Annotated in this window: 17 protein-coding genes; 7 read left to right on the forward strand and 10 right to left on the reverse strand. The window is 60.8% G+C overall.

Features of this window, described 5'->3' with window-relative positions:
- Positions 1-175 precede the first annotated feature (175 nt).
- On the forward strand, positions 176-2,785 hold the full coding sequence (locus tag QRN33_RS25955; protein ID WP_285410930.1) for a bifunctional diguanylate cyclase/phosphodiesterase: 2,610 nt from the start codon (positions 176-178) through the stop codon (positions 2,783-2,785).
- 3 nt (positions 2,786-2,788) lie between these two features.
- Here the strand turns inward: QRN33_RS25955 and cydB are convergent, their stop codons facing one another.
- The 5 genes from cydB to ppk2 all read right to left on the reverse strand — a co-directional run bounded on the left by cydB (position 2,789) and on the right by ppk2 (position 7,463).
- Entirely contained in the window at positions 2,789-3,790 is a 1,002-nt protein-coding gene (gene cydB / locus QRN33_RS25960; RefSeq protein ID WP_285410931.1) for a cytochrome d ubiquinol oxidase subunit II, read from the reverse strand.
- Positions 3,791-3,802: 12 nt separating this feature from the next.
- Complete coding sequence (locus QRN33_RS25965; protein ID WP_285410933.1) at positions 3,803-5,176, reverse strand: cytochrome ubiquinol oxidase subunit I; 1,374 nt, start codon at positions 5,174-5,176, stop codon at positions 3,803-3,805.
- Between the two features lie 3 nt (positions 5,177-5,179).
- Positions 5,180-5,569, reverse strand: coding sequence for a VOC family protein (locus QRN33_RS25970; RefSeq protein WP_285410934.1), 390 nt, complete (start codon positions 5,567-5,569; stop codon positions 5,180-5,182).
- 23 nt (positions 5,570-5,592) lie between these two features.
- A complete protein-coding gene (locus tag QRN33_RS25975; RefSeq protein WP_042610282.1) occupies positions 5,593-5,808 on the reverse strand; it encodes a hypothetical protein in 216 nt (71 codons plus the stop codon).
- Between the two features lie 839 nt (positions 5,809-6,647).
- Complete coding sequence (gene ppk2, locus QRN33_RS25980; protein ID WP_252881853.1) at positions 6,648-7,463, reverse strand: polyphosphate kinase 2; 816 nt, start codon at positions 7,461-7,463, stop codon at positions 6,648-6,650.
- A 189-nt stretch (positions 7,464-7,652) separates the two neighbouring features.
- Here ppk2 and QRN33_RS25985 point away from each other — a divergent pair, with 189 nt between their 5' ends.
- The 3 genes from QRN33_RS25985 to msrA all read left to right on the forward strand — a co-directional run bounded on the left by QRN33_RS25985 (position 7,653) and on the right by msrA (position 11,487).
- Positions 7,653-9,779 carry a TonB-dependent receptor family protein gene (locus QRN33_RS25985; protein ID WP_285410936.1) on the forward strand — a complete coding sequence of 709 codons (2,127 nt, stop codon included), beginning with the start codon at positions 7,653-7,655 and terminating at the stop codon, positions 9,777-9,779.
- A gap of 271 nt (positions 9,780-10,050) precedes the next feature.
- Positions 10,051-10,836 (forward strand): enhanced serine sensitivity protein SseB, encoded by a 786-nt coding sequence (gene sseB / locus QRN33_RS25990; RefSeq protein ID WP_065617156.1) that lies wholly within the window; start codon positions 10,051-10,053, stop codon positions 10,834-10,836.
- Between the two features lie 144 nt (positions 10,837-10,980).
- Complete coding sequence (gene msrA, locus QRN33_RS25995) at positions 10,981-11,487, forward strand: peptide-methionine (S)-S-oxide reductase MsrA (protein WP_285410938.1); 507 nt, start codon at positions 10,981-10,983, stop codon at positions 11,485-11,487.
- A gap of 21 nt (positions 11,488-11,508) precedes the next feature.
- On the opposite strand, the gene QRN33_RS26000 is transcribed toward msrA, so the two are convergent.
- Entirely contained in the window at positions 11,509-12,726 is a 1,218-nt protein-coding gene (locus QRN33_RS26000; protein WP_285410940.1) for an MFS transporter, read from the reverse strand.
- 129 nt (positions 12,727-12,855) lie between these two features.
- On the opposite strand from QRN33_RS26000, the gene QRN33_RS26005 reads away from it, so the two are divergent.
- Positions 12,856-13,479 (forward strand): TetR/AcrR family transcriptional regulator, encoded by a 624-nt coding sequence (locus tag QRN33_RS26005; protein WP_285410942.1) that lies wholly within the window; start codon positions 12,856-12,858, stop codon positions 13,477-13,479.
- A gap of 5 nt (positions 13,480-13,484) precedes the next feature.
- Here the strand turns inward: QRN33_RS26005 and QRN33_RS26010 are convergent, their stop codons facing one another.
- Entirely contained in the window at positions 13,485-14,726 is a 1,242-nt protein-coding gene (locus QRN33_RS26010) for an MFS transporter (protein WP_227974343.1), read from the reverse strand.
- A 62-nt stretch (positions 14,727-14,788) separates the two neighbouring features.
- On the opposite strand from QRN33_RS26010, the gene QRN33_RS26015 reads away from it, so the two are divergent.
- Complete coding sequence (locus QRN33_RS26015; protein ID WP_042610411.1) at positions 14,789-15,799, forward strand: AraC family transcriptional regulator; 1,011 nt, start codon at positions 14,789-14,791, stop codon at positions 15,797-15,799.
- Between the two features lie 27 nt (positions 15,800-15,826).
- Here the strand turns inward: QRN33_RS26015 and QRN33_RS26020 are convergent, their stop codons facing one another.
- The 3 genes from QRN33_RS26020 to QRN33_RS26030 all read right to left on the reverse strand — a co-directional run bounded on the left by QRN33_RS26020 (position 15,827) and on the right by QRN33_RS26030 (position 18,090).
- Positions 15,827-16,588 (reverse strand): carboxymuconolactone decarboxylase family protein, encoded by a 762-nt coding sequence (locus QRN33_RS26020; RefSeq protein ID WP_502945039.1) that lies wholly within the window; start codon positions 16,586-16,588, stop codon positions 15,827-15,829.
- Positions 16,589-16,600: 12 nt separating this feature from the next.
- Positions 16,601-16,939 (reverse strand): cyclophilin-like fold protein, encoded by a 339-nt coding sequence (locus QRN33_RS26025; RefSeq protein ID WP_223259146.1) that lies wholly within the window; start codon positions 16,937-16,939, stop codon positions 16,601-16,603.
- Positions 16,940-17,061: 122 nt separating this feature from the next.
- Complete coding sequence (locus QRN33_RS26030; RefSeq protein ID WP_064361835.1) at positions 17,062-18,090, reverse strand: alpha/beta hydrolase; 1,029 nt, start codon at positions 18,088-18,090, stop codon at positions 17,062-17,064.
- A 133-nt stretch (positions 18,091-18,223) separates the two neighbouring features.
- Here QRN33_RS26030 and QRN33_RS26035 point away from each other — a divergent pair, with 133 nt between their 5' ends.
- Complete coding sequence (locus QRN33_RS26035) at positions 18,224-19,132, forward strand: LysR family transcriptional regulator (RefSeq protein ID WP_042610271.1); 909 nt, start codon at positions 18,224-18,226, stop codon at positions 19,130-19,132.
- The last annotated feature ends 50 nt before the right edge of the window (positions 19,133-19,182 follow it).

The raw sequence follows: 19,182 nt of genomic DNA on the forward strand, positions 1-19,182 counted from the left end.
GTTTTTGTGCGGGAAGTCTCGCCCTTTCGGGATTCGCCGCTGGCCGGCGATGCTGGAAATCCCGTGGGATTCGCTACACTTTGAACAAATCAGGCGATGTCATAGAACAACAATCTGAACATTGTGCCCGCGCCATTGTTCTAGATTCACAAGACACCGGATCAAGGACGAGCACATGGCCGTAACACTCGCTGCGCAGCCAATCCCCACCCCGCAACGCGCCGTAACCCGACGCCTGGCCATCGCCGTTGGCGCGCTGTTTGTTGCCGGTGTGATAGCCGCCATCAGCACCTTGCTTGGCATCGCCAAAACCCTCGATAGCAAAGACCTGGAACAGAATCAGTTCTATTCCGTGCGGGCGGTGGAGAACCGCATCACCGCGTCGAAAAACTACATCACCAGTTACGCCTACTGGACCCGCGCTTTTGAGGCGTTGAGCGGGCCGGTCGACACCGAATGGGCGTACACCGAACAGAACATGGGCAAGACCCTGTTCACCACCGATGGCTATGACGGCGTGTTCGTCCTTGATCGCAAGCGCACCAAGTACGCAGTGATTCGAGGGCAGATGGTCGAGACCGACGTGTCCACGGTGCTGCAAGCCTCCGCCCCGGCGCTGGTCGAGCAAGTGCTGGGACAGCCCGACCTGACCAAACCGGTCAGCAGCTATTCGCTGTTCGAAGGCTGGCCGGCGCTGATCACCGCTGCCGCAATCATCCCCAACGATGAACGCCCGCTGGATGAACTGAGAAACACCTCGGTACTGGTGTTCGTCGACAAGCTGACCCCGACCAAACTGCGCAAGATCGGCAGCGGTTATGGCCTGACCAATCTGACCCTTGCCCCGGACGAAACGATTGAATCCGGTCAGCCGCGTGTGCCACTCGACAGCACCGGCTACAGCCTGGTCGCCGACCTGCAGCGACCCGGCCAGCAACTGTTGTGGTCGCTGGTGCCACCGCTCGGCGCGACGTTTCTGGTGTTGATGCTGCTCACCGCCTATTTCTTCCGCCACGCCTTGCGCTCATCGCAATACGTCGACAACAGCATTCATGCCATGCAGGCGTCGAATCAGGCACTGGAGACGGCCAATCATGCGCTCGAAGCCAGTGAGGAACGCTTTCGTGCGGTTGCCGAAGCGGCCTCGGACTGGATTTGGGAAGTCGATGGTCAACTGGCGCTGACGTACCTGTCGGCGCGGTTCAGCGAGGTGACCGGCTACCCACAGGCCTTCTGGCTGGGGCAAGACATTGGTGAGTTGCTGACGTGCGATACCACGCCGCTGGAACTGTGGCTGCGCAAACTCAGCGAAGAAAACAGCGCGGGGGATTTGCGCTGCACCTACCGCGACCACTCCGGGCAACCGCGTCACTGCCGGCTCTCCGCACGGCCGATTTTCGACAAGGACAGCGTCGTCGGCTATCGCGGTACCGCCAGCGACATCACCGACGAGGTCGCCGCCCACGCGCAGATCCAGCACCTGTCGATGCACGACGCCCTCACCGGTCTGCCCAACCGCAACAAACTGGCGCGGTATCTGGATGAAGTGCTGATATTGAAAGAACACGCGCCGGCGCTGTCGCTGCTGATGATCGATCTGGACAACTTCAAGCCGATCAACGATTCCCTCGGCCATCCGGCCGGTGATGCGGTATTGCAGGAAGTCGCCACGCGTCTGCGCGAATGCACCCGTGAAAACGACATCGTCGCGCGCCTCGGCGGCGACGAGTTTGTCGTGGTGCTCAACGGCATGGACAGCCATCACGAGATCGACAAGTTCTGCACACGGCTGATCGGCAGCCTGCATCAGCCGATCAATTACGAGCAGCATCCGCTGCATATCGGCGCCAGTATCGGCATCGCTCTGAGCCGTCGTCACGGCTTCGTCGCCAGCGACCTGATTCGCTATGCCGACATTGCGCTGTATCAGGCCAAGTCCGACGGCAAGAACACTTGGTGCTATTTCGAAGCGCACATGAGCGACCAGATCCAGACGCGCCGGCAAATGGAAGATGACCTGCGCCATGCGCTCAAGCACAACGAGTTCGTTCTGCACTATCAGCCGCGTTACAAAGTAGATGGCAAACAGATTGTTTCGGTCGAAGCGCTGGTGCGCTGGCAGCACCCGACCCAAGGTTTGCTCGGGCCGGACGTGTTCATTCCGCTGGCCGAGCAGACCGACCTGATCGTGCCGCTGGGGCGCTGGGTCCTGCGCGAAGCCTGCGAAACCGCGCTGGACTGGCCCCATGACATTCTCCTTTCGGTCAACCTTTCGCCTGCGCAATTTGCCCTTAGCGATGTGGTCGAGGACGTTCGCGAAGTGTTGGTCGACACGCGCTTCCCCGCCAGTCGCCTGGAACTGGAGATCACCGAGAACGTGATGCTCAACGACACCGATGGCGCGCTCACCACCATGAACCAGCTCAAAGAACTCGGTGTACGCCTGAACATGGACGACTTCGGCACTGGCTATTCATCCCTCGGTTACCTGCGCGCCTATCCATTCGACGGGATCAAGATCGACAAACGTTTCATCGCCTCGATCAGCAGCGGCACCAATGATCGCGCCGTGGTGCAGGCGATCATTGGCCTGGGCAAGGCCATGGGTTTGACGGTGACTGCCGAAGGCGTCGAGACCGAGGAGCAACTGGCGATTCTCGGCAAGGATCAATGCAACGAGGTGCAGGGTTATTTCATGAGTCGGCCGATCGACAAAGCGGCGTTTGCTGATCTGTTACGCGCTTCGAGATTGTCGCCAGTCAGCAAAAAAGGCCGGGTGACCTGAGTCTCAACTGTGCTCGGCAACTCGAACCTTGCCGCTGAATACGCGAAAGCCGAAGGTGTTGTAGGCCAGAGTGATCGGGATCAGCACGGCGAAACCGACCAGCATGAAGATCTGGCTGGTCGGGCCGGAAGCGGCTTCGCTCAAGGTCAGATCCGGCGGAACGATGAAGGGATACAGAGCGACCAGCATCAGTGCGAAGGCCAGGATGAAGACGCCCAGTGCGGCGAACAGGGGCACGCAATCGAAGCGGCTGCGCAAACCATTGATGAACACCATCGCTAAAGCGCTGACGACCATCCCCGCTGGCAGCCACAGCCAGATACTGGCAAGCCGCCGGGCGTATTGCGGCTGTAACGTTGCCGTCCAACCGATCAGCACCATCAGTAACGCCACGACGACCAGCGCCAGCACGCGGGCCTGACGCGCCGAGCGTCGTTGCAGTTCATCCTCGGTGCGCCAGTACAACCAGCACGTCCCCAGGCAGAGATAACCCAGCACCAGCACCAGACCGCAAAACATCGGGAACGGGTTCAGCCAGTCGCGGCCATCGCCAATGTAATGCCCGCCCTGATGCGCAACGCCCTGCACGAGGGTGCCAAGCACCATGCCCTGGACAAATCCGGTCAGCAACGAAGCCAGCGCCAGTACGCCGTCGACGATTCTTTTGCGCTGTTCGTTCGCTGCGTAGTCGCGGAACTCCAACGCCATGGCGCGTGCAATCAAGGCGAGAAACATCACGATGAAAGGCACATACAGCGCCGGCAGCAGAATCGCGTACGCCAGCGGAAACAACGCCAGCAGCCCACCACCGCCGAGCACCAGCCAAGTCTCGTTGGCGTCCCACACCGGCAGAATCGTCACCGCCATGGCCCGCCGTTGCCGACTGCAACGGGTGAGGCCCATCAGCATGCCGACGCCCAGATCGGTGCCGTCGAGCAATACGTAGTTCATTACCGAGAATGCCAGCGCGGCAGCGCACAACAGCGTCAGCCAGTCCGTGCCCATGTGTGCGCCTCCTCAGTGCCCGGTTTCGTCCGCAAGGGTTGGCTGCGGCCCCGGTTGATCCGGCTGCGGCGGCTCACGCAACAGGCGCAGCAACACCCACAGGCCGATACCGAAGACCAGCAGATAAAACAGCAGAATCAACCAGGTCGACCCGACGACTTGCGCCCTGGAGACTGACGACAGACTGTCTGACGTGCGCATCAGCCCATAGACCGTAAACGGTTGTCGCCCCACTTCAGTAACCACCCAGCCACTGAGCATCGCCAGAAACCCGGCTGGCGCCAATAGCACGCAAGCACCCAGCCATCCGCGCGCGGTGTACAGGCGATTGCGCCGACGCAGAACCAGGCTGACCACGCCCTGACCGAGCATCAGCAGCCCCAGACCGACCATCAGCCGAAACGCAAAAAACACTGGCGCGACGGGCGGGATGTCCTCAGCCGGGAATTCATCAAGCGCGGCGATGGTGCCAGTCAAATCGTGATGCAAATACAACGAGCCGATGCGTGGAATGGCGACTTCCCAATGATTGCGCCGCTCGTCCATATCCGGCCAGGCGAACAGCCGCAGCGGCTCCCCTGCCCCCGGCGCCGGCCGCGTCCACGAGCCTTCGATGGCCGCCACTTTCTGCGGCTGAGCGTGGAGACTGTGCCGACCGTGCAGATCACCGACGACAAGCTGCACCGGCATCAGCACGGCAATCATCCACAGCGCCATGGAGAATTGCAGCCGAGCGCGCGGATTCTCTGATCCTTTGCGCAACTGCCAGGCGCTGATGCCGGCAATCAGCGTTGCACTGCCGATGAACACCGCGAGCAGCATGTGCAGCAGACGATACGGAAACGACGGATTGAAAATGATCGCCCACCAATCCTCGGCGAGGAAACGCCCGTCGGCGCTCATCGCATAGCCGGCGGGGGTGTGCATCCAGGAATTGGCGGAAAGGATCCAGAACGCGCTGATCAGCGAGCCCAGCGCCACCGCGCAGGTGGCGAAAAAGTGCAGACGCGGACCGACCTTCTTCAGGCCGAACAACATGATGCCGAGAAATCCCGCTTCAATGAAAAACGCCGCCATCACCTCGTAGAACATCAGCGGGCCAAGGACATCGCCAGCCTGCACTGAGAGCCGAGACCAATTGAGGCCGAACTGGTATTCCAGAATCAATCCCGACGCCGTGCCCACCGCAACGTTCAGCGTAAACACCTTGAGCCAATAGCGGTAAACATCCAGATAAACCTGGCGCCCGGTCCTTAACCACAACGCTTCCAGCACCATGAGGAAATTCGCCAGACCGATGCTGAACGCCGCCAGCACGATATGGAAGCTGATCGTGATCGCGAACTGGGCGCGGGCCGCCATCAGGGCCGAATCGACAGGCTCCATTCATCAGCCGCTGTAGAACACAGCAAGCTTGTTGCCTTCGGGGTCGCGCAAATAGGCCACATAAAAGTCCGGCGTGTAGGCCTCGCGAGTGCCCGGTGGGCCTTCGTCGGTGCCGCCGCTGTCCACCCCCACCCTGTGCACCTGATCGACCTTTTGCCGGGAGTCGGCGCGAAACGCCGGCATCATGCCGTTGCCCGGCGTTGCTCGCTCGCCATTGAAAGGTTTTGAAATGTGTACGCTGCCGGGTCCGTTGGACTTGTCGAGGCAATCAGGCAGGTAGAAACAGTAATGCTCTTCGCGATCATGCCGGTAGCCAAGCGGCGTCAGGATCGCCTTGTAAAAAGCCGCCGAACGCTCGACATCGTTGGCGCCGATAAACAGATAACTGAGCATGGGAAGTCCTCCGATGGCAGTTTTCAGCCGTGCGTTTCTTCCTGGTTGTGGGTAAACACGTTACCGGCATCGCGCACCAATTGGCGCCATTCGGCGCTGGTAATCAGGCCTTGCTCCTCCATCTCGTCGGCGGCCTTGAGCAACTCGTCATATTGCTGCTCCGGATCCAGAGCGGCTTCTGCCTGCTCCGCCATCTTGCGCCAGGCCGCCAGTGATGCCTTTTTCTGCTGATCGAACATACGGGTATCTCCTGAGGGACTTACCCGGTAGAAAAAACAGCGAGAAGGAGGTTCAGGGCAGACGACGGATGGAGGTTAATGCACAGAACGTGGTCGGAATGAGCCTGCTCGCGATAGCGGTATATCTGCCAGATTGAATGTGAATGTGCCTCCGTCATCGCGAGCAGGCTCACTCCCACAGAAAAGCAAAAGCGAAATCAAGATCAAAAGATCGCAGCCTTCGGCAGCTCCTACAGTTGGATTGAGCACAACCTCAAGATCAGGTCGGCTGTCAGGCCGCCTTCGCGAGCAGGCTCACTCCCACAGAAAAGCAAAAGCAAAATCAAGATCAAAAGATCGCAGCCTTCGGCAGCTCCTACGGTTGGATCGCGTACTCCCTCCAAAAACAGGTCGGCTGTCAGGCCGCCATCGCGAGCAGGCTCGCTCCCACAGAAAAGCAAAGCAGCGCAGCTGCCCGCGGCGAAGCCGCACCACTCAACAATGAGCGCAAGCTCGAGTGCCTTTGATCTACGGGCGACGTCGGAAGGCTGAGCGGAGGGATTGATCCGGGCGTGGGAGCGAAGCGACCGTACGACGCAGTCGGACACAGCGAGTGTAGGTGCAGCGAAGCAAACCGGAGCCGCTGCGCCAGGATCGATCCCGTAGCGAAGGAACCCGAGCCTGCGAGGGCCGAACGCAGGAGCAAGCCTTTTCGGTTACCTTTTCGGCGTCTGGAAAAGGTGACTCGCCTTAAGGGCGAAACCGCCAGCCGCAGCACCGAAAAAAACGGATATCCCCCCAAAACCCCAGCGCATGGTCGGCCCAAAGGCCGCCAAGCCCCCCAAAAAAACCGGCAAATGTCAAAACCGCTCAGCCACCCGCTTATACGGATAATCCGGCTCCCGGTACTTGCCCGGCTTCTGCCGTTTCGGCAATTCGACCTTGTCACGCTTCACCTCTTCATAAGGGATGCGACTGAGCAGATCGGTAATGATGTTCAGCCGTGCGCGACGTTTGTCATTGGAGTCGGCCACCATCCACGGCGCCCGATCGGTATCGGTGTGCTTGAACATCTCGTCCCGCGCCCGTGAATAGTCGAACCAACGGCTGTAGGATTTCAGATCCATCGGCGTCAGTTTCCAGATCTTGCGCCCGTCATTGATTCGCGCTTCGAGCCGGCGGGTCTGCTCTTCGGGGCTGACCTCAAGCCAGTACTTGAGCAGGATCACCCCCGAATCGACGATGGCGTTTTCCACCCACGGGATCGACTTGAGAAACTTGTCGGCCTGTTCCTCGGTGCAAAAACCCATGACCCGCTCGACACCGGCGCGGTTGTACCAACTGCGGTCGAAGATCACCACTTCACCGCCCGCCGGCAGGTGCGGAAGATAGCGCTGCACATGCATCTGGCTCTTCTCGCGATCGGTTGGCGCCGGCAGCGCGACAACGCGAAACACTCGTGGGCTCACGCGCTCGGTAATCGCTTTGATCGTGCCGCCCTTGCCGGCACCATCGCGGCCTTCAAAGACGATACACACCTTGACACCTTTGGCGATGACCCACTCCTGCAGCTTGACCAGCTCCACGTGCAGCTTGCGCAATTGGTCGAGGTAGTCCTTGTTTTTCAAGCGCGGGCGTTCTATGGCCTTTGCGGGTTTCTTCCTGTCTTTCGCCATGAATCGATCCTCGCGCTTCAACAGCCCAGTGAAATTGTTTATTGACCCTAAAGGCCTGATCCGTGAGGTTAGTCCACGCCCGGTTGTTTGCCATTGCCGGGGAAAAAAGCCGGATCATCATGTGTTTCCTGCGTTTGTTCTGACGTCGCACTGTTCATTGCCCGATCCCCTGTTTGCTGGAGTTTTTCGATGCCGTCGTCCAAATCACTGCCCACTGCCCTGCTCGGTCTGGCCCTGGCCTGTCCGGCAATGGCCGAGACCCAGGGTCTGGAGCTGGGGCAAGTGCTGATTTCGGCGGATGAGCGCAGCGGCACGGATGCAGCGGTCGAAGAGGCTCGCGAACGCCTCGAACAGGTGCCCGGCGGCAGCAACATGGTCGACATGCGCCAGCCATTGCAGGGCCGCGTGGCCAGCAATCAGGACGTGCTGGCCTTTCAGCCAGGGGTGTATGCGCGGTCGGCGGGCAACGAAGGCGTGAAGATTTCCATCCGCGGATCGGGGATCAACCGCGCACCCGGCGCCCACGCCTCGGGGCTGTATACGATGCTCGATGGCCTGCCGTTGACCGGCCCCGGCGGCACTCCATATGAATTGCTCGAGCCGCTATGGGTCGACCATGTCGAAGTGCTGCGCGGCGCCAACGGCTTTGATCGCGGCGCGCTGGCGCTGGGCGGCGCTATCGATTACGTCAGCCACACCGGTTACACCGCGCCAAAACTGCAAGTGCGCTACGCCACCGGCAGCCATGGTTATCAGCAAAGACAGGTCAGCTCCGGGCAAGTGCTGGGGGATTTCGATTACTACGTGTCGCTGACCGGTGCCGACGCTGATGGCTATCAGGACCACACCGCCAGTGAAAGCAAAGGCCTGATCGCCAACTTCGGCTATCGCTTCAACCCGAACCTGGAAACCCGCTTCTTCTTCCGCTACCGGGAAACCGACAACGACCTCGCCGGCCGCGTGACCAAACATTCCATCGAACACAGTCCTCGGGCAGCCAACCCGGCGTATGTGGCGCGCGACGACAGCCGCAAACAACCCGGCAGTACCTTCATCGGCAACAAGACCACGTTCTACCTCGATGACGATTCGAGCATCCAGACCGGCCTCGTCTACCACGACTACCCGATGGATTTGCGCGAAGGCCCGAACCGGCTGAAGGTGGCTTACACCGACGTCAGCGGCACCTTCGACTACAAGCGCCGCGACACCCTGTTCGGCCTGGAAAGCCGCAGCACTGTCGGGCTGCGCGTCACCAAGCACCTGCCCAACGATGGCGCCAGCGAGTTCGTGCGCATCCCGAGCGGCAACACCGCCAGCTATGCACCGGGCACGCGTATGCGCAACTTCACCTATCAGGGGTCGGACACCGTGCTGCATTTCGGTAACGACCTGGAAATCGCCGACGACCTCTGGCTGACCACCGGCCTCGCCGCCATCTACACCCGCCGCGAGAGCGCCGTGACCTACCCGCAGGGCGGCGGCAAAACCAGTCTCAACGACTGGGACTACGCCCCGCGCATCGGCCTGCGCTACCAGATCACACCGGACGTGCAAGTGTTCGGCAACCTCAGCCGCTCCGTCGAAGCACCCCATCCGTGGTCATTGATCTACAGCTCCAACGTTCGCTTCCCTGCCGGCAACGGTGCCGCCACCGGCACCCAGCGCGACCCGATCGAACTGCAAAACCAGACTGCCACCACCCTGGAACTCGGCGGCCGTGGCGACAGCGCCTTCGGCGAATGGAGCCTTGCCTGGTACTACGCGCAAGTTCGTCACGAACTGCTCTCGGTACTGCCCGACGCCAACGCCGTCACGCCTTACGAACTCAACGCCAGCCCGACCGTTCACCAAGGCATCGAGGCCAGCCTCGACAGCAAACTCTGGACCGCCGCCGACGGGCGCCAGTTGAGCTTGCGCCAGGCCTACACGTTCAGCGATTTCCACTACCGCGACGATGAACACTTCGGCGACAACCGCCTGCCCGGTTTGCCGATGCACTACTATCAGGGCGAATTGCGCTACGACTGGCCGCAAGGTTTCTTCGCGGCCGTTAACACGCAACTGGTATCCAAAGTGGCCGTGGACTACGCCAACAGCTATTACGCCGACCCGTACGCCCTGTTCGGCGCCACGCTGGGCTACAACGCGCCGAAGGGCGACTGGCAAGGCTGGGTGGACATGCGCAACCTGACCAGCAAACGCTACGCAGCAACGGTCACCCCGGGGTATGACGACAACGGGCTGGATGCCGCACGCTCGACACCGGGTGAAGGGATGGGGGTTTATGTTGGAGTTTCGTGGAGTTTGTTGTGAAGCCCAACCCAATTCCAATGTGGGAGCGAGCCTGCTCGCGAAAGCGGTGTATCAGTTATGAATTATTCGCCTGACACGACGCCTTCGCGAGCAGGCTCGCTCCCACAGTTGGTTTTGTGGTGCTGGGTAAAGCAGCGCAACTTACTGCGCCGGTTCTGGTGTCTGAAAGTCTTTAGATCCGGAATCTTCAGACAAGCCCCATCGTGAATGCAGGTATAGTCGTCGCGGCGGGATAATCATCGCATTCCATCGAAAATAACGGACTGACCTCATGGATACTTCGCAAGAAAACCCTCTGGAAACATCACTCCGACTGGCCGCCGACGAACCTGCGCATCGTCCAGAGTTCTATCGCACGCTCCTGGATTCCACCGTCTACATCCTCGGCACAGCGGGTGCTGCTCAAGGCCATGTCAATCTCGAAGCCGGCAGCAACATCAGCATCGCCCATTGGCAGAAGCCCGATGGCACGCCGGTCATTCCGTTCTTCTCCTCGCTGCCAACACTGCAACAATCCATCGACAGCGAGCAGAGCTACGTTGAGATCCCCGCCCGGTCACTGTTCGAAATCACCTTGGGCGCGTTGCTCTTCCTCAATCCCAAGTCGCCCTACGGCAAAGAGTTCCTCCCGGATGAAGTGCAACACCTGCTCTCGGGTGAAATCGGCCGTCCCGCCACGCAACGCACGGTTGAGAAAGAAACCAATGTGTTGCTTGGACAACCTTCGGACTATCCATCGGCCATGGTTCACTCGCTCTCGCAACTGCTGGCCAAACATCCAAACGTGAAGCGCGCATTTCTGGCACTGATGCACGACGCCTCGATCGATGAAAAACCGCACCTGATCGTCGGCATCGAAGCAGATGGCGATATCGAGCAGGTCATGCGCGAAGCCGGCAACGTCGCTGGGGACACAGCGCCAGATGGCGGCCCGGTTGATTTTTGTCGCGTGCTGACGGGAGAAGCCGGGCTGAGCGATTACTTCCTTAAGGAGACCAAACCGTTCTACGAACGCAAGTCACCGAGCAAGCTGCGTTCTTTTTTTGGCTTTGGTTGAATACGTTCTGACGAGATCGCAGTCGTCTGCATGTCGCTTGATCAGAGGGCGAGTGGTCGATTCTGATGAGCGCGCCCTTGGATTCTTTCAACCCGCCCTCATAACAATGCATATCCCCATCGTCTCCGAGAGGAAGGACACACCATGACCACACAAACCGAAACTGCCATTCTCGCCGGCGGCTGCTTCTGGGGCATGCAGGACCTGTTGCGTCGCTACCCGGGCGTGCTGAAAACCCGCGTCGGTTACACCGGCGGCGATGTGCCGAATGCCACCTACCGTAACCACGGCAACCACGCCGAAGCCATCGAGATCGAGTTCGATCCCGCGGTGATCAGCTACCCGCAGATCCTCGAGTTCTTCTTCCAGATCCACGACCCGAGCACGCCGAACCGTCAGGGCAACGATCTTGGCCCGAGCTATCGCTCGGCGATCTACTACCTCAACGACGAGCAACGCGCCGTCGCCGAAGACACCGCTGCCGATGTCGACGCTTCGAAGCTATGGCCCGGCAAAGTGGTCACCGAGATCGAACCGGCCGGCCCCTTCTGGGAAGCGGAACCCGAGCACCAGGATTACCTGGAGCGGATTCCGAATGGCTACACCTGCCACTTCATCCGACCGAACTGGAAACTGCCGAAGCGCGCTTAAAGAAACGGGTGATGGCGGGGTTCAATGCGCCGCCACTACCGAAGCTCCGACAGAGCGCGGGCCCGACTTGAAACCGTGGGCCCGGGCACCCCAGGCGATGGCGAAGCCGATAGCGACCAGTGCCAGCATGGCCCACGGAAATGCGGTAACGCCCCAGCGATCGAGCAGCACGCCGCCGACGACACCGCTGCCAGCGATCGCGCTGTTCCACGCCACCACGTTCAACGACAAGGCGACATCCGCTCCGTCGCCCGCCGCATCCGCCAGCGCGGTTTGCAGCAAAGTTGCCGCGCCGCCAAAGGTCAAACCCCAAACCGCCACGCCAACGTAGATCACCTGCGGCATACCCCCGCCAAAACCCAGCGCCACGCAGACGACGGCAAACGTCGCAAGGCTCAACAGGACCGTCGTACGCAGCAGCGGCTCGACCAGCTTCGCCGTCAGCCATATGCCCGCCAGCGCAGCAATGCCAAAGACCAACAAGACCAGATCAACACGATCGGCCATTCCTGCCGGCGCAATGAACGGCGCAATGTAGGTGTAGAGAATGTTGTGCGCGAGCATCCAGCTGATCACCACCGCTAGCACAGGGCGAACGCCCGGGGTGGTCAGGACGTTGCGCAGCGGCAGGCGTTGATGTGCCGGTTGCGGCGGGTAATCCGGCACTTTCACCAGCACCCAGACGATCAATAGCAGGGTCAGCGCCGACATGAGGCCGAACGTGCTGCGCCAGCCGACCAGCCCGCCGAGCCACGTCCCCAGCGGCACGCCCAGCGACAGCGCAATCGGCGTACCGACCATTGCCAGTGCCAGTGCCTTGCCCTGCTGCTCGGGTTCGACCATGCGTCGCGCATAGCCGGCCAACAAACTCCACGCCAACCCCGCTGCGACCCCGGCGAAGAAGCGCGCGACCAGCGTTACGCCGTAGTGTGACGACAGCGCAGTGATCGAATTGAACACCAGGAAGCCGACGATCGTCAGCAGCAGCACATTGCGGCGCCGCCAGCCGCGGGTGGCGATGGTCATCGGGATCACCGCCAGTACCGACCCCAATGCGTATGCGGTCACCATCTGCCCTGCCATGGACGGCGAAATCGTTAAACCCTCGCTGATCAGTGGCAGCAGGCCGGCGGGCAGGGTTTCGGTGACGATACAGATGAAGCCTGTCATCGCCAGCGCCAGCAAAGCGCCGACGGGCAGGCGTTTTGGGGTGACTGTCAACGTAATTGATGGTGTCACGGGATGCTCCTTGAAAAGTCTTCGCTGATATAAATACCGATCGATCTAAATCCTGAAGGCGCACAAGGAGCGTTGTCAACGATTTCTGTATCGACTAGTCTTTATATGAATTCAACGAGGAGCTTTGCCATGGCGAGAACCGGTCGCCCCCGTCAGTTTGATCGCGACGACGCTGTCGGTCAGGCCATGCAGCTGTTCTGGCAACACGGCTACGACGCGACATCGCTCGCCCAATTGAAGGCCGGACTTGGCGGAGGGATTTCAGCGCCGAGCTTCTACGCCGCGTTCGGTTCCAAGGAAGCCTTGTTCGATGAATGTGTGCAGCGTTATCTGACAACCTACGCGCAAGTCACCGAATGCCTGTGGGACGAAAGTCTGGCACCGCGCGACGCCATCGAGAGCGCGTTGCGCCAGTCGGCACGCATGCAGTGCGACGACGCGCATCCCAAGGGCTGCATGGTCACTTTGGGCGTCATGAGCGCACCAAGCCCGGAAAATGCCCACGTGGTGCGAGCCCTGACCCACTCACGCCAGCGCACCCGCGCGGGAATTCAAGCCTGCGTCGAGCGCGCTGTGAGTGCCGGTGAGCTGGCCAGCGACACAAATTCGGCGGCGATGGCGACGGTATTCGACAGCTTCCTGCAAGGCATATCCATACTCGCCAGAGACAACACCGCGCTGGAAAGCATCGATGCTGCCATTACTCGGATCATGCAAACCTGGGACATTGCCGCCACTCGCACCCCTCTCTGATCAAATCACAGATGCACCGGCACCGCTGCCGAGCCCGGCTCCGGCACGTCGACATTGACCTTCAGTGCTATCAGCAACGCGGCCAGCAACATCAGAATGCCGGCCGCGACAAACACACCATTGATGCCGCTGAAACTGAACACCGAACCGCCGGCGGCAGCGCCTGCGGCAATCGCCGACTGCACCGACGCGACGACCATGCCGCCTGCGCTTTCGGCCTGATCGGGTACCGAACGCGCCACCCAGTTCGACCACGCGACCGGCACACCACCAAAAGCCATCCCCCAGAGCGCCAGGAGCACCGCCTGCCCGGTGACCGAGGCCGGGAAGCCGACCAGCGCCAGAGCGGCAACGCCCACCAGCACCGGCATCAGCACCAGGGTCGCCCGTGGACTGCGCTGCAACAGCCACCCGGCGAACAGCGTGCCGGCAAAGTTCGCCACGCCGAAACCGAGCAGCATCAGTGCCAGCGTCTGCGGGCCGACGCCGGTGGTGCTTTCCAGAAATGGCCTGATGTAGGTGAACAACGCAAAGTGACCGGTGTGCACCAACACGCAGCCGAACATGCCGATGGCAATACCCGGTCGCAGCAAAACCTCCAGTACCGTGCGCAGGCGTGACGGACGGTGCGGCGCCAGACTCGGTAACGTGAACAGTTGAAAAACCAGCGTCACCACGCCCACCGCCGCCGCTGCGAAAAACGCACTGCGCCAGCCAAACTGCCCGCCGAGGTAACTGCCCAACGGCACCGCCACCACGGTACCCACAGCGATCCCGCTGAAGATGATCGACAGCGCGCGGGGCAGCAGCGCCGCCGGCACCAGGCGCATCGCCACGGCCGCCGCCATGCTCCAGAATCCGCCCAGGGCGATGCCCAAAAGAATTCGCATGATCAGCAACACTGCGAGGCTGGACGAGAATGCGACCAGCAGATTCGATGCGATCATCAGAGCCGAAAAACCGAGCAATACCAATCGCCGATCAAGGCTGCGGGTTAATCCTGGCACCAGCAATCCGGCAAACAGCGCGACCACCGCTGTCACCGTCACAGCTTGTCCGGCCAACGCTTCGCTCACGCCGAGATCGAGCGCCATCGGCGTCAACAGGCTGGCCGGCAGATATTCCGCCGTGAGCAGACCGAACACCCCCATCGCGAGTGAAAACACCGCCATCCACGCCGGCACCAGCGGCTCCTCGTCAGCGTGCGCACCCACAGCGGATCGCCCGTCACATACACAATCATTCATCGCAAGACTCCCTCGGACATTTCGAAAGCGCAGTCTATGGGTGGCAAACCGGATGATCTATGATGCACAGTCTTGAACTTTTGATCGAAACCCCGAACATGAGCAGCACTGATCCCTTTTCACTGTCCTCGGACCTCATCACTGAGTTGCTGCGCAGCATGCGTCTGCGTGGCGTGCAATACCGGCGGATCCACGCCGGTCCGCCGTATGGCCTGGGTTTCAGCGACAAGTCCGGCCATGCGTATTTCCACTTCGTCGCCGCTGGCTCGACGGTGTTGCAGCTTGACGACGGCAGTCTGTACGAATTGTCGGCGGGCAATGCGGTATTCATCGCTCACGGTGCCGCGCATCAGTTGCTGTCACACCCCGGCGCCGAGGTGCAGGACATTGCCAGCGCCGTTGCCGCGCCACTCGGCGACACGGTCTGTGCGGTTCAGGTCGGGCAGAGCACCGATTCGCCCGATAGCGCCCTGCTCTTCAGTGGTTGCATGGAGTTCGAACTCGGCAGCCTGCAAGGCCTCGGTCGGCTGATGCCGGGACTGATGCTGATCGACGCAGGCGGCCAGCGCTATCCGGGCCTCATGCCGATCCTCGCGACCATGGAACGCGAAGTCAGCGCAGCGCGCATCGGCTTCGCCGGCATTCTCGCCCGCCTTGCCGACGTCGTGGCTGCGATGATCGTTCGCGGCTGGGTCGAATGCGCTTGCGGCAATGCCTCCGGTCTCGTCGCCGCACTGCGCGACCCACGTCTGGCCCAGGCCTTGCTGGCCTTGCACCAGCAACCGGGCCGCGACTGGAGCGTCGCCGAACTGGCAACGCTCTGCAACACCTCACGCTCAGTCTTCGCCGAACGCTTCCAGACCACCCTCGGCACCCCGCCGCTGCGCTACGCCACCGAACTGCGAATGCGCCTGGCCAGTCAGTGGCTGACGCTGGAAAGGCTGCCGATCGAAGAAGTGGCGCAACGCTTGGGCTACACCTCCCAGGCCGCGTTCAGTCGCGCGTTCAAGCGCATCACGGGAAACTCGCCGGGAGCGAGTCGGCGCCAGCGCGCAATACAAGAATCGCACTAAGAGGGCAGCGATGAATCCGAACCGCCCTCACCGCTGGATTTTGTCCAGCCCCGCCAACACCCGCTCAGCAGCCTGCAAATCGCCGCGTGCCTCCAGTTCCTGCGCCACCTGACGCAACTGCTCGACCGTCAGTCCCACGTTCAGACTGATCTTCAGATGCGACTCCAGCTGCGATTCCACTCCAGCCATTGCCGCCAGTGCACCAACAGTCGCCAACTCTCGATCCGTCCATGCAAGGTTGTCGCGGGCGAAGATGTCGCCGAACAGATGCACTTTCAGAAACTGATCGATCGCCGGGGCGAATTCGAATAGCGGGCCGGACACTGGCGCGCCGACCAGACGGGTCTGATTGTCGGTGCCGAGCTCGGTGAGCGCATACCCCGACGGCACCGGACCGGGCTCGCGTCCTGGCACGTCGTCGATGCCCCGCGCAGCGCGTTCCTCCACAACTTTCATCAGCAGGGACAAGGCGTTGAGGCTGCGCGGGAAGCCGGCGTAGGCATACAGCTGCACCAGAATTTCCTTGGTTTCGCTGATGCTCAGCCCAGCGTCGAGGCCACGATTGAGCGCGTCGTGCAAACGCGGCATGTCGCCGATGGCCGTGTTGGCGGCAATCGGGGCGATCGCCAGTTGCTTAGGGGTCAAAGGCTGTTCTTTCATGATCGGTTTCTCCGGTGATCGGGAAGGATTGGCGCAAAGAGGATTCACGCAGGCAGCACTGGCGAGCACCGCACAGCCGAGGGCCACGGCTCGAAGAAGGCGCCGTTGATGCAGCGTATTCCGATTCATCAAGGACTCTCCTCACTCATCAGAAGTGAACGTCACCCGCACATCGCCGCGTCCCAAGGCCTCGGCGAGGCCCTGCGGCCGGTCGATGCGACCAAGACGCGAATAGCGGTAAGACGAATCGAAGGTTTTGTAGAAGACCACCAACGTATCGTCGCCATACAAAAGAAAATCGCCATTGTGGATGGTGCCCGGCCGGTACGGCTGAGTGGGCAATGGCGGCTGCACGGTGGCGTATTTTTCATTGCTGTGCAGGTCGGTCATGTCCAGGCTCAGCGGCAAACGCGTGAGCAATTCCCGAGTGCTCGGGTTGTCATCCAGGGCAATGGCAAAGCGCTGTTTTCCGATAGTCATCCACATCGTAGTGTCCTGCGCAGAGGTAGTGGCAGACAGAGCAAAAGACATCCATGGCATCAGCACACATCCCATCCAGATTCCCGCGAAGATTTGCATGCCTCTGCTCCGTCGCCTGAAAGCTACTTCAGGTTGCTCTTGAAGAACTGTGTCAGCTTGGCAAAAGGAATCAGATCAACCCGGTCATACAGATCGACATGGCCGGCATTCGGCACGATCACCAGTTCTTTCGGCTGCCCAGCCAACCGGAACGCCTCTTCGCTGAATTCTCGGGAGTGTGCGTCGGCGCCGGCGATGAACAACATCGGGCGCGGCGAAATGCTCTGGATATCGACGAACGGATAGAAGTTCATGAACTTGGTGTTGCTGCTCAGCGTTGGCCGCGTGGTCTGTTGCGGGGTCGAACTGGCCGGGGTGAATTCGCCGCGCGGGGTGCGGTAGAAGTCGAAGAATTCGCGCTGGATCGGGTGCGTGTCGGCCTTCAGTTCCAGCACCGTGCCGCCGGTATATTCGACTTTGCCGCCGGTAAACTCTGCGTAACGCTGTTCGGCCGCTTGCGCAATGATCTGCTTGCGCTGCTCCAGCGTTTGCGAGTGCTTGAGGCCGTCACGGTTGGCCGCGCCCATGTCGTACATGCTGACCGTGGCGATGGCCTTCATACGTGGATCGATTTTCGCAGCACTGATGACGAAACTGCCGCTGCCGCAGATGCCCAGCACGCCGATGCGCTCGCGGTCGATGAATGGCCGTGTGCCGAGGTAATCGACGGCGGCGCTGAAGTCTTCGGCATACATGTCCGGCAAGACAGCATTGCGCGGCGCGCCCTCGCTTTCGCCCCAGAACGACAGGTCCAGCGACAGGGTGACGAAGCCCTGCTCCGCCAGTTTCTGCGCATACAGATTGGAGCTCTGCTCTTTTACCGCGCCCATCGGATGGCCGACGATAATCGCTGCGCTGCGCGCTGCAGGATCCAGCCCTTTGGGCATGAACAGGTTGCCGACGACGGTGAGTTGATATTGGTTTTTGAAGCTGACCTTCTGCACGGTCACCTTATCGCTTTTGAAGAAATTATCGGCACCGTGGGACATGTCAGCTCCGAATGCAGTGAATGAACTCAGGAGAAACCCGAGCAGTACGAACAGTCGTTTCATGGGGGCGTCCTTGATCGAGAAACCAGGCGAGGCCGGGATGGAGATATTGTTGCGCAGGCTCGAGGCTTTGATTAGCTAATGAGTGCTTAATGCGGTTATAAACGCTGCTAATCAATCAACCCGAGCGCGCACCATGGCCAAACCCAACTTCAACGATCTGCTCGCCTTCGTCACCGTAGCCCGCTCCGGCAGTTTCACCCGCGCGGCGGTGCAACTGGGCGTGACGCAATCGGCGGTGAGCCAAGTAGTCTCGGCGCTCGAAGCACGTCTGAAGATTCGCCTGTTAACGCGCACCACACGCAGCGTGTCACTGACAGCGGCGGGTGAACGGCTGTTGCACACGGTCGGCCATCGTTTCGATGAAATCGAAGCCGAACTCGACGCTCTCACCGAGTTGCGCGACAAGCCCGCCGGCACGGTGCGCATCACTTGCGGCGACAACATCATCAAGACCACCCTGCTGCCCAAGCTGACACCGCTACTGCTGCAATACCCGGATATCAAAGTCGAATTCGATATCAACTATGGTTTCCGCGACATCGTCGCCGACCGCTTCGATGCAGGCGTGCGCTTCAGTGATACCGTCGCCCAGGACATGATTGCCGTGCCGATCGGACCGCCACTGCGCATGGCCGTGGTCGCTTCGCCCAGCTACTTTGCCCGGCACCCGGCCCCGCAACACCCACGCGATCTGGCGGCGCATCGCTGCATCGACATCCGCTTTCCAACCTACGACGGTGTCGATGCCTGGGAATTCGAGCGTCAGGGCAAGAAGCTGAAAGTGCGGGTCGACGGCCAACTGGTGTTCAACTCAACTGTGCATATCGCCGACGCGGCTGTGAGCGGGTTGGGGGTTGCATATCTGCCTGAAGACGAGTTCGGCGCACATCTGGCTGAAGGCCGCTTGGTCAGAGTCCTGGAAGACTGGTGCGAACCCTTCGGCGGCTTTCACCTCTACTACCCCAGCCGCCGCCAACCGTCGCCGGCGTTTTCACTGGTGGTGGATGCGCTGCGCGTGATGAGAGACCCAGCCCCCTTGTAGGAGTGAGCCTGCTCGCGATAGCAGTCTGTCAGTTGATGCACAGTTGCCTG

The sequence above is a fragment of the Pseudomonas sp. FR229a genome, from assembly GCF_030209115.1.
GTDB lineage: Bacteria > Pseudomonadota > Gammaproteobacteria > Pseudomonadales > Pseudomonadaceae > Aquipseudomonas > Aquipseudomonas moraviensis_A.

Bases quoted from the DNA above. Each gene is read 5' to 3' on its own strand.
- QRN33_RS25955 (WP_285410930.1), top strand. From the start codon at position 176: ATGGCCGTAACACTCGCTGCGCAGCCAATCCCCACCCCGCAACGCGCC.
- cydB (WP_285410931.1), bottom strand. From the start codon at position 3,790: ATGGGCACGGACTGGCTGACGCTGTTGTGCGCTGCCGCGCTGGCATTC.
- QRN33_RS25965 (WP_285410933.1), bottom strand. From the start codon at position 5,176: ATGGAGCCTGTCGATTCGGCCCTGATGGCGGCCCGCGCCCAGTTCGCG.
- QRN33_RS25970 (WP_285410934.1), bottom strand. From the start codon at position 5,569: ATGCTCAGTTATCTGTTTATCGGCGCCAACGATGTCGAGCGTTCGGCG.
- QRN33_RS25975 (WP_042610282.1), bottom strand. From the start codon at position 5,808: ATGTTCGATCAGCAGAAAAAGGCATCACTGGCGGCCTGGCGCAAGATG.
- ppk2 (WP_252881853.1), bottom strand. From the start codon at position 7,463: ATGGCGAAAGACAGGAAGAAACCCGCAAAGGCCATAGAACGCCCGCGC.
- QRN33_RS25985 (WP_285410936.1), top strand. From the start codon at position 7,653: ATGCCGTCGTCCAAATCACTGCCCACTGCCCTGCTCGGTCTGGCCCTG.
- sseB (WP_065617156.1), top strand. From the start codon at position 10,051: ATGGATACTTCGCAAGAAAACCCTCTGGAAACATCACTCCGACTGGCC.
- msrA (WP_285410938.1), top strand. From the start codon at position 10,981: ATGACCACACAAACCGAAACTGCCATTCTCGCCGGCGGCTGCTTCTGG.
- QRN33_RS26005 (WP_285410942.1), top strand. From the start codon at position 12,856: ATGGCGAGAACCGGTCGCCCCCGTCAGTTTGATCGCGACGACGCTGTC.
- QRN33_RS26010 (WP_227974343.1), bottom strand. From the start codon at position 14,726: ATGAATGATTGTGTATGTGACGGGCGATCCGCTGTGGGTGCGCACGCT.
- QRN33_RS26015 (WP_042610411.1), top strand. From the start codon at position 14,789: ATGCACAGTCTTGAACTTTTGATCGAAACCCCGAACATGAGCAGCACT.
- QRN33_RS26020 (WP_502945039.1), bottom strand. From the start codon at position 16,588: ATGAATCGGAATACGCTGCATCAACGGCGCCTTCTTCGAGCCGTGGCC.
- QRN33_RS26025 (WP_223259146.1), bottom strand. From the start codon at position 16,939: ATGACTATCGGAAAACAGCGCTTTGCCATTGCCCTGGATGACAACCCG.
- QRN33_RS26030 (WP_064361835.1), bottom strand. From the start codon at position 18,090: ATGAAACGACTGTTCGTACTGCTCGGGTTTCTCCTGAGTTCATTCACT.
- QRN33_RS26035 (WP_042610271.1), top strand. From the start codon at position 18,224: ATGGCCAAACCCAACTTCAACGATCTGCTCGCCTTCGTCACCGTAGCC.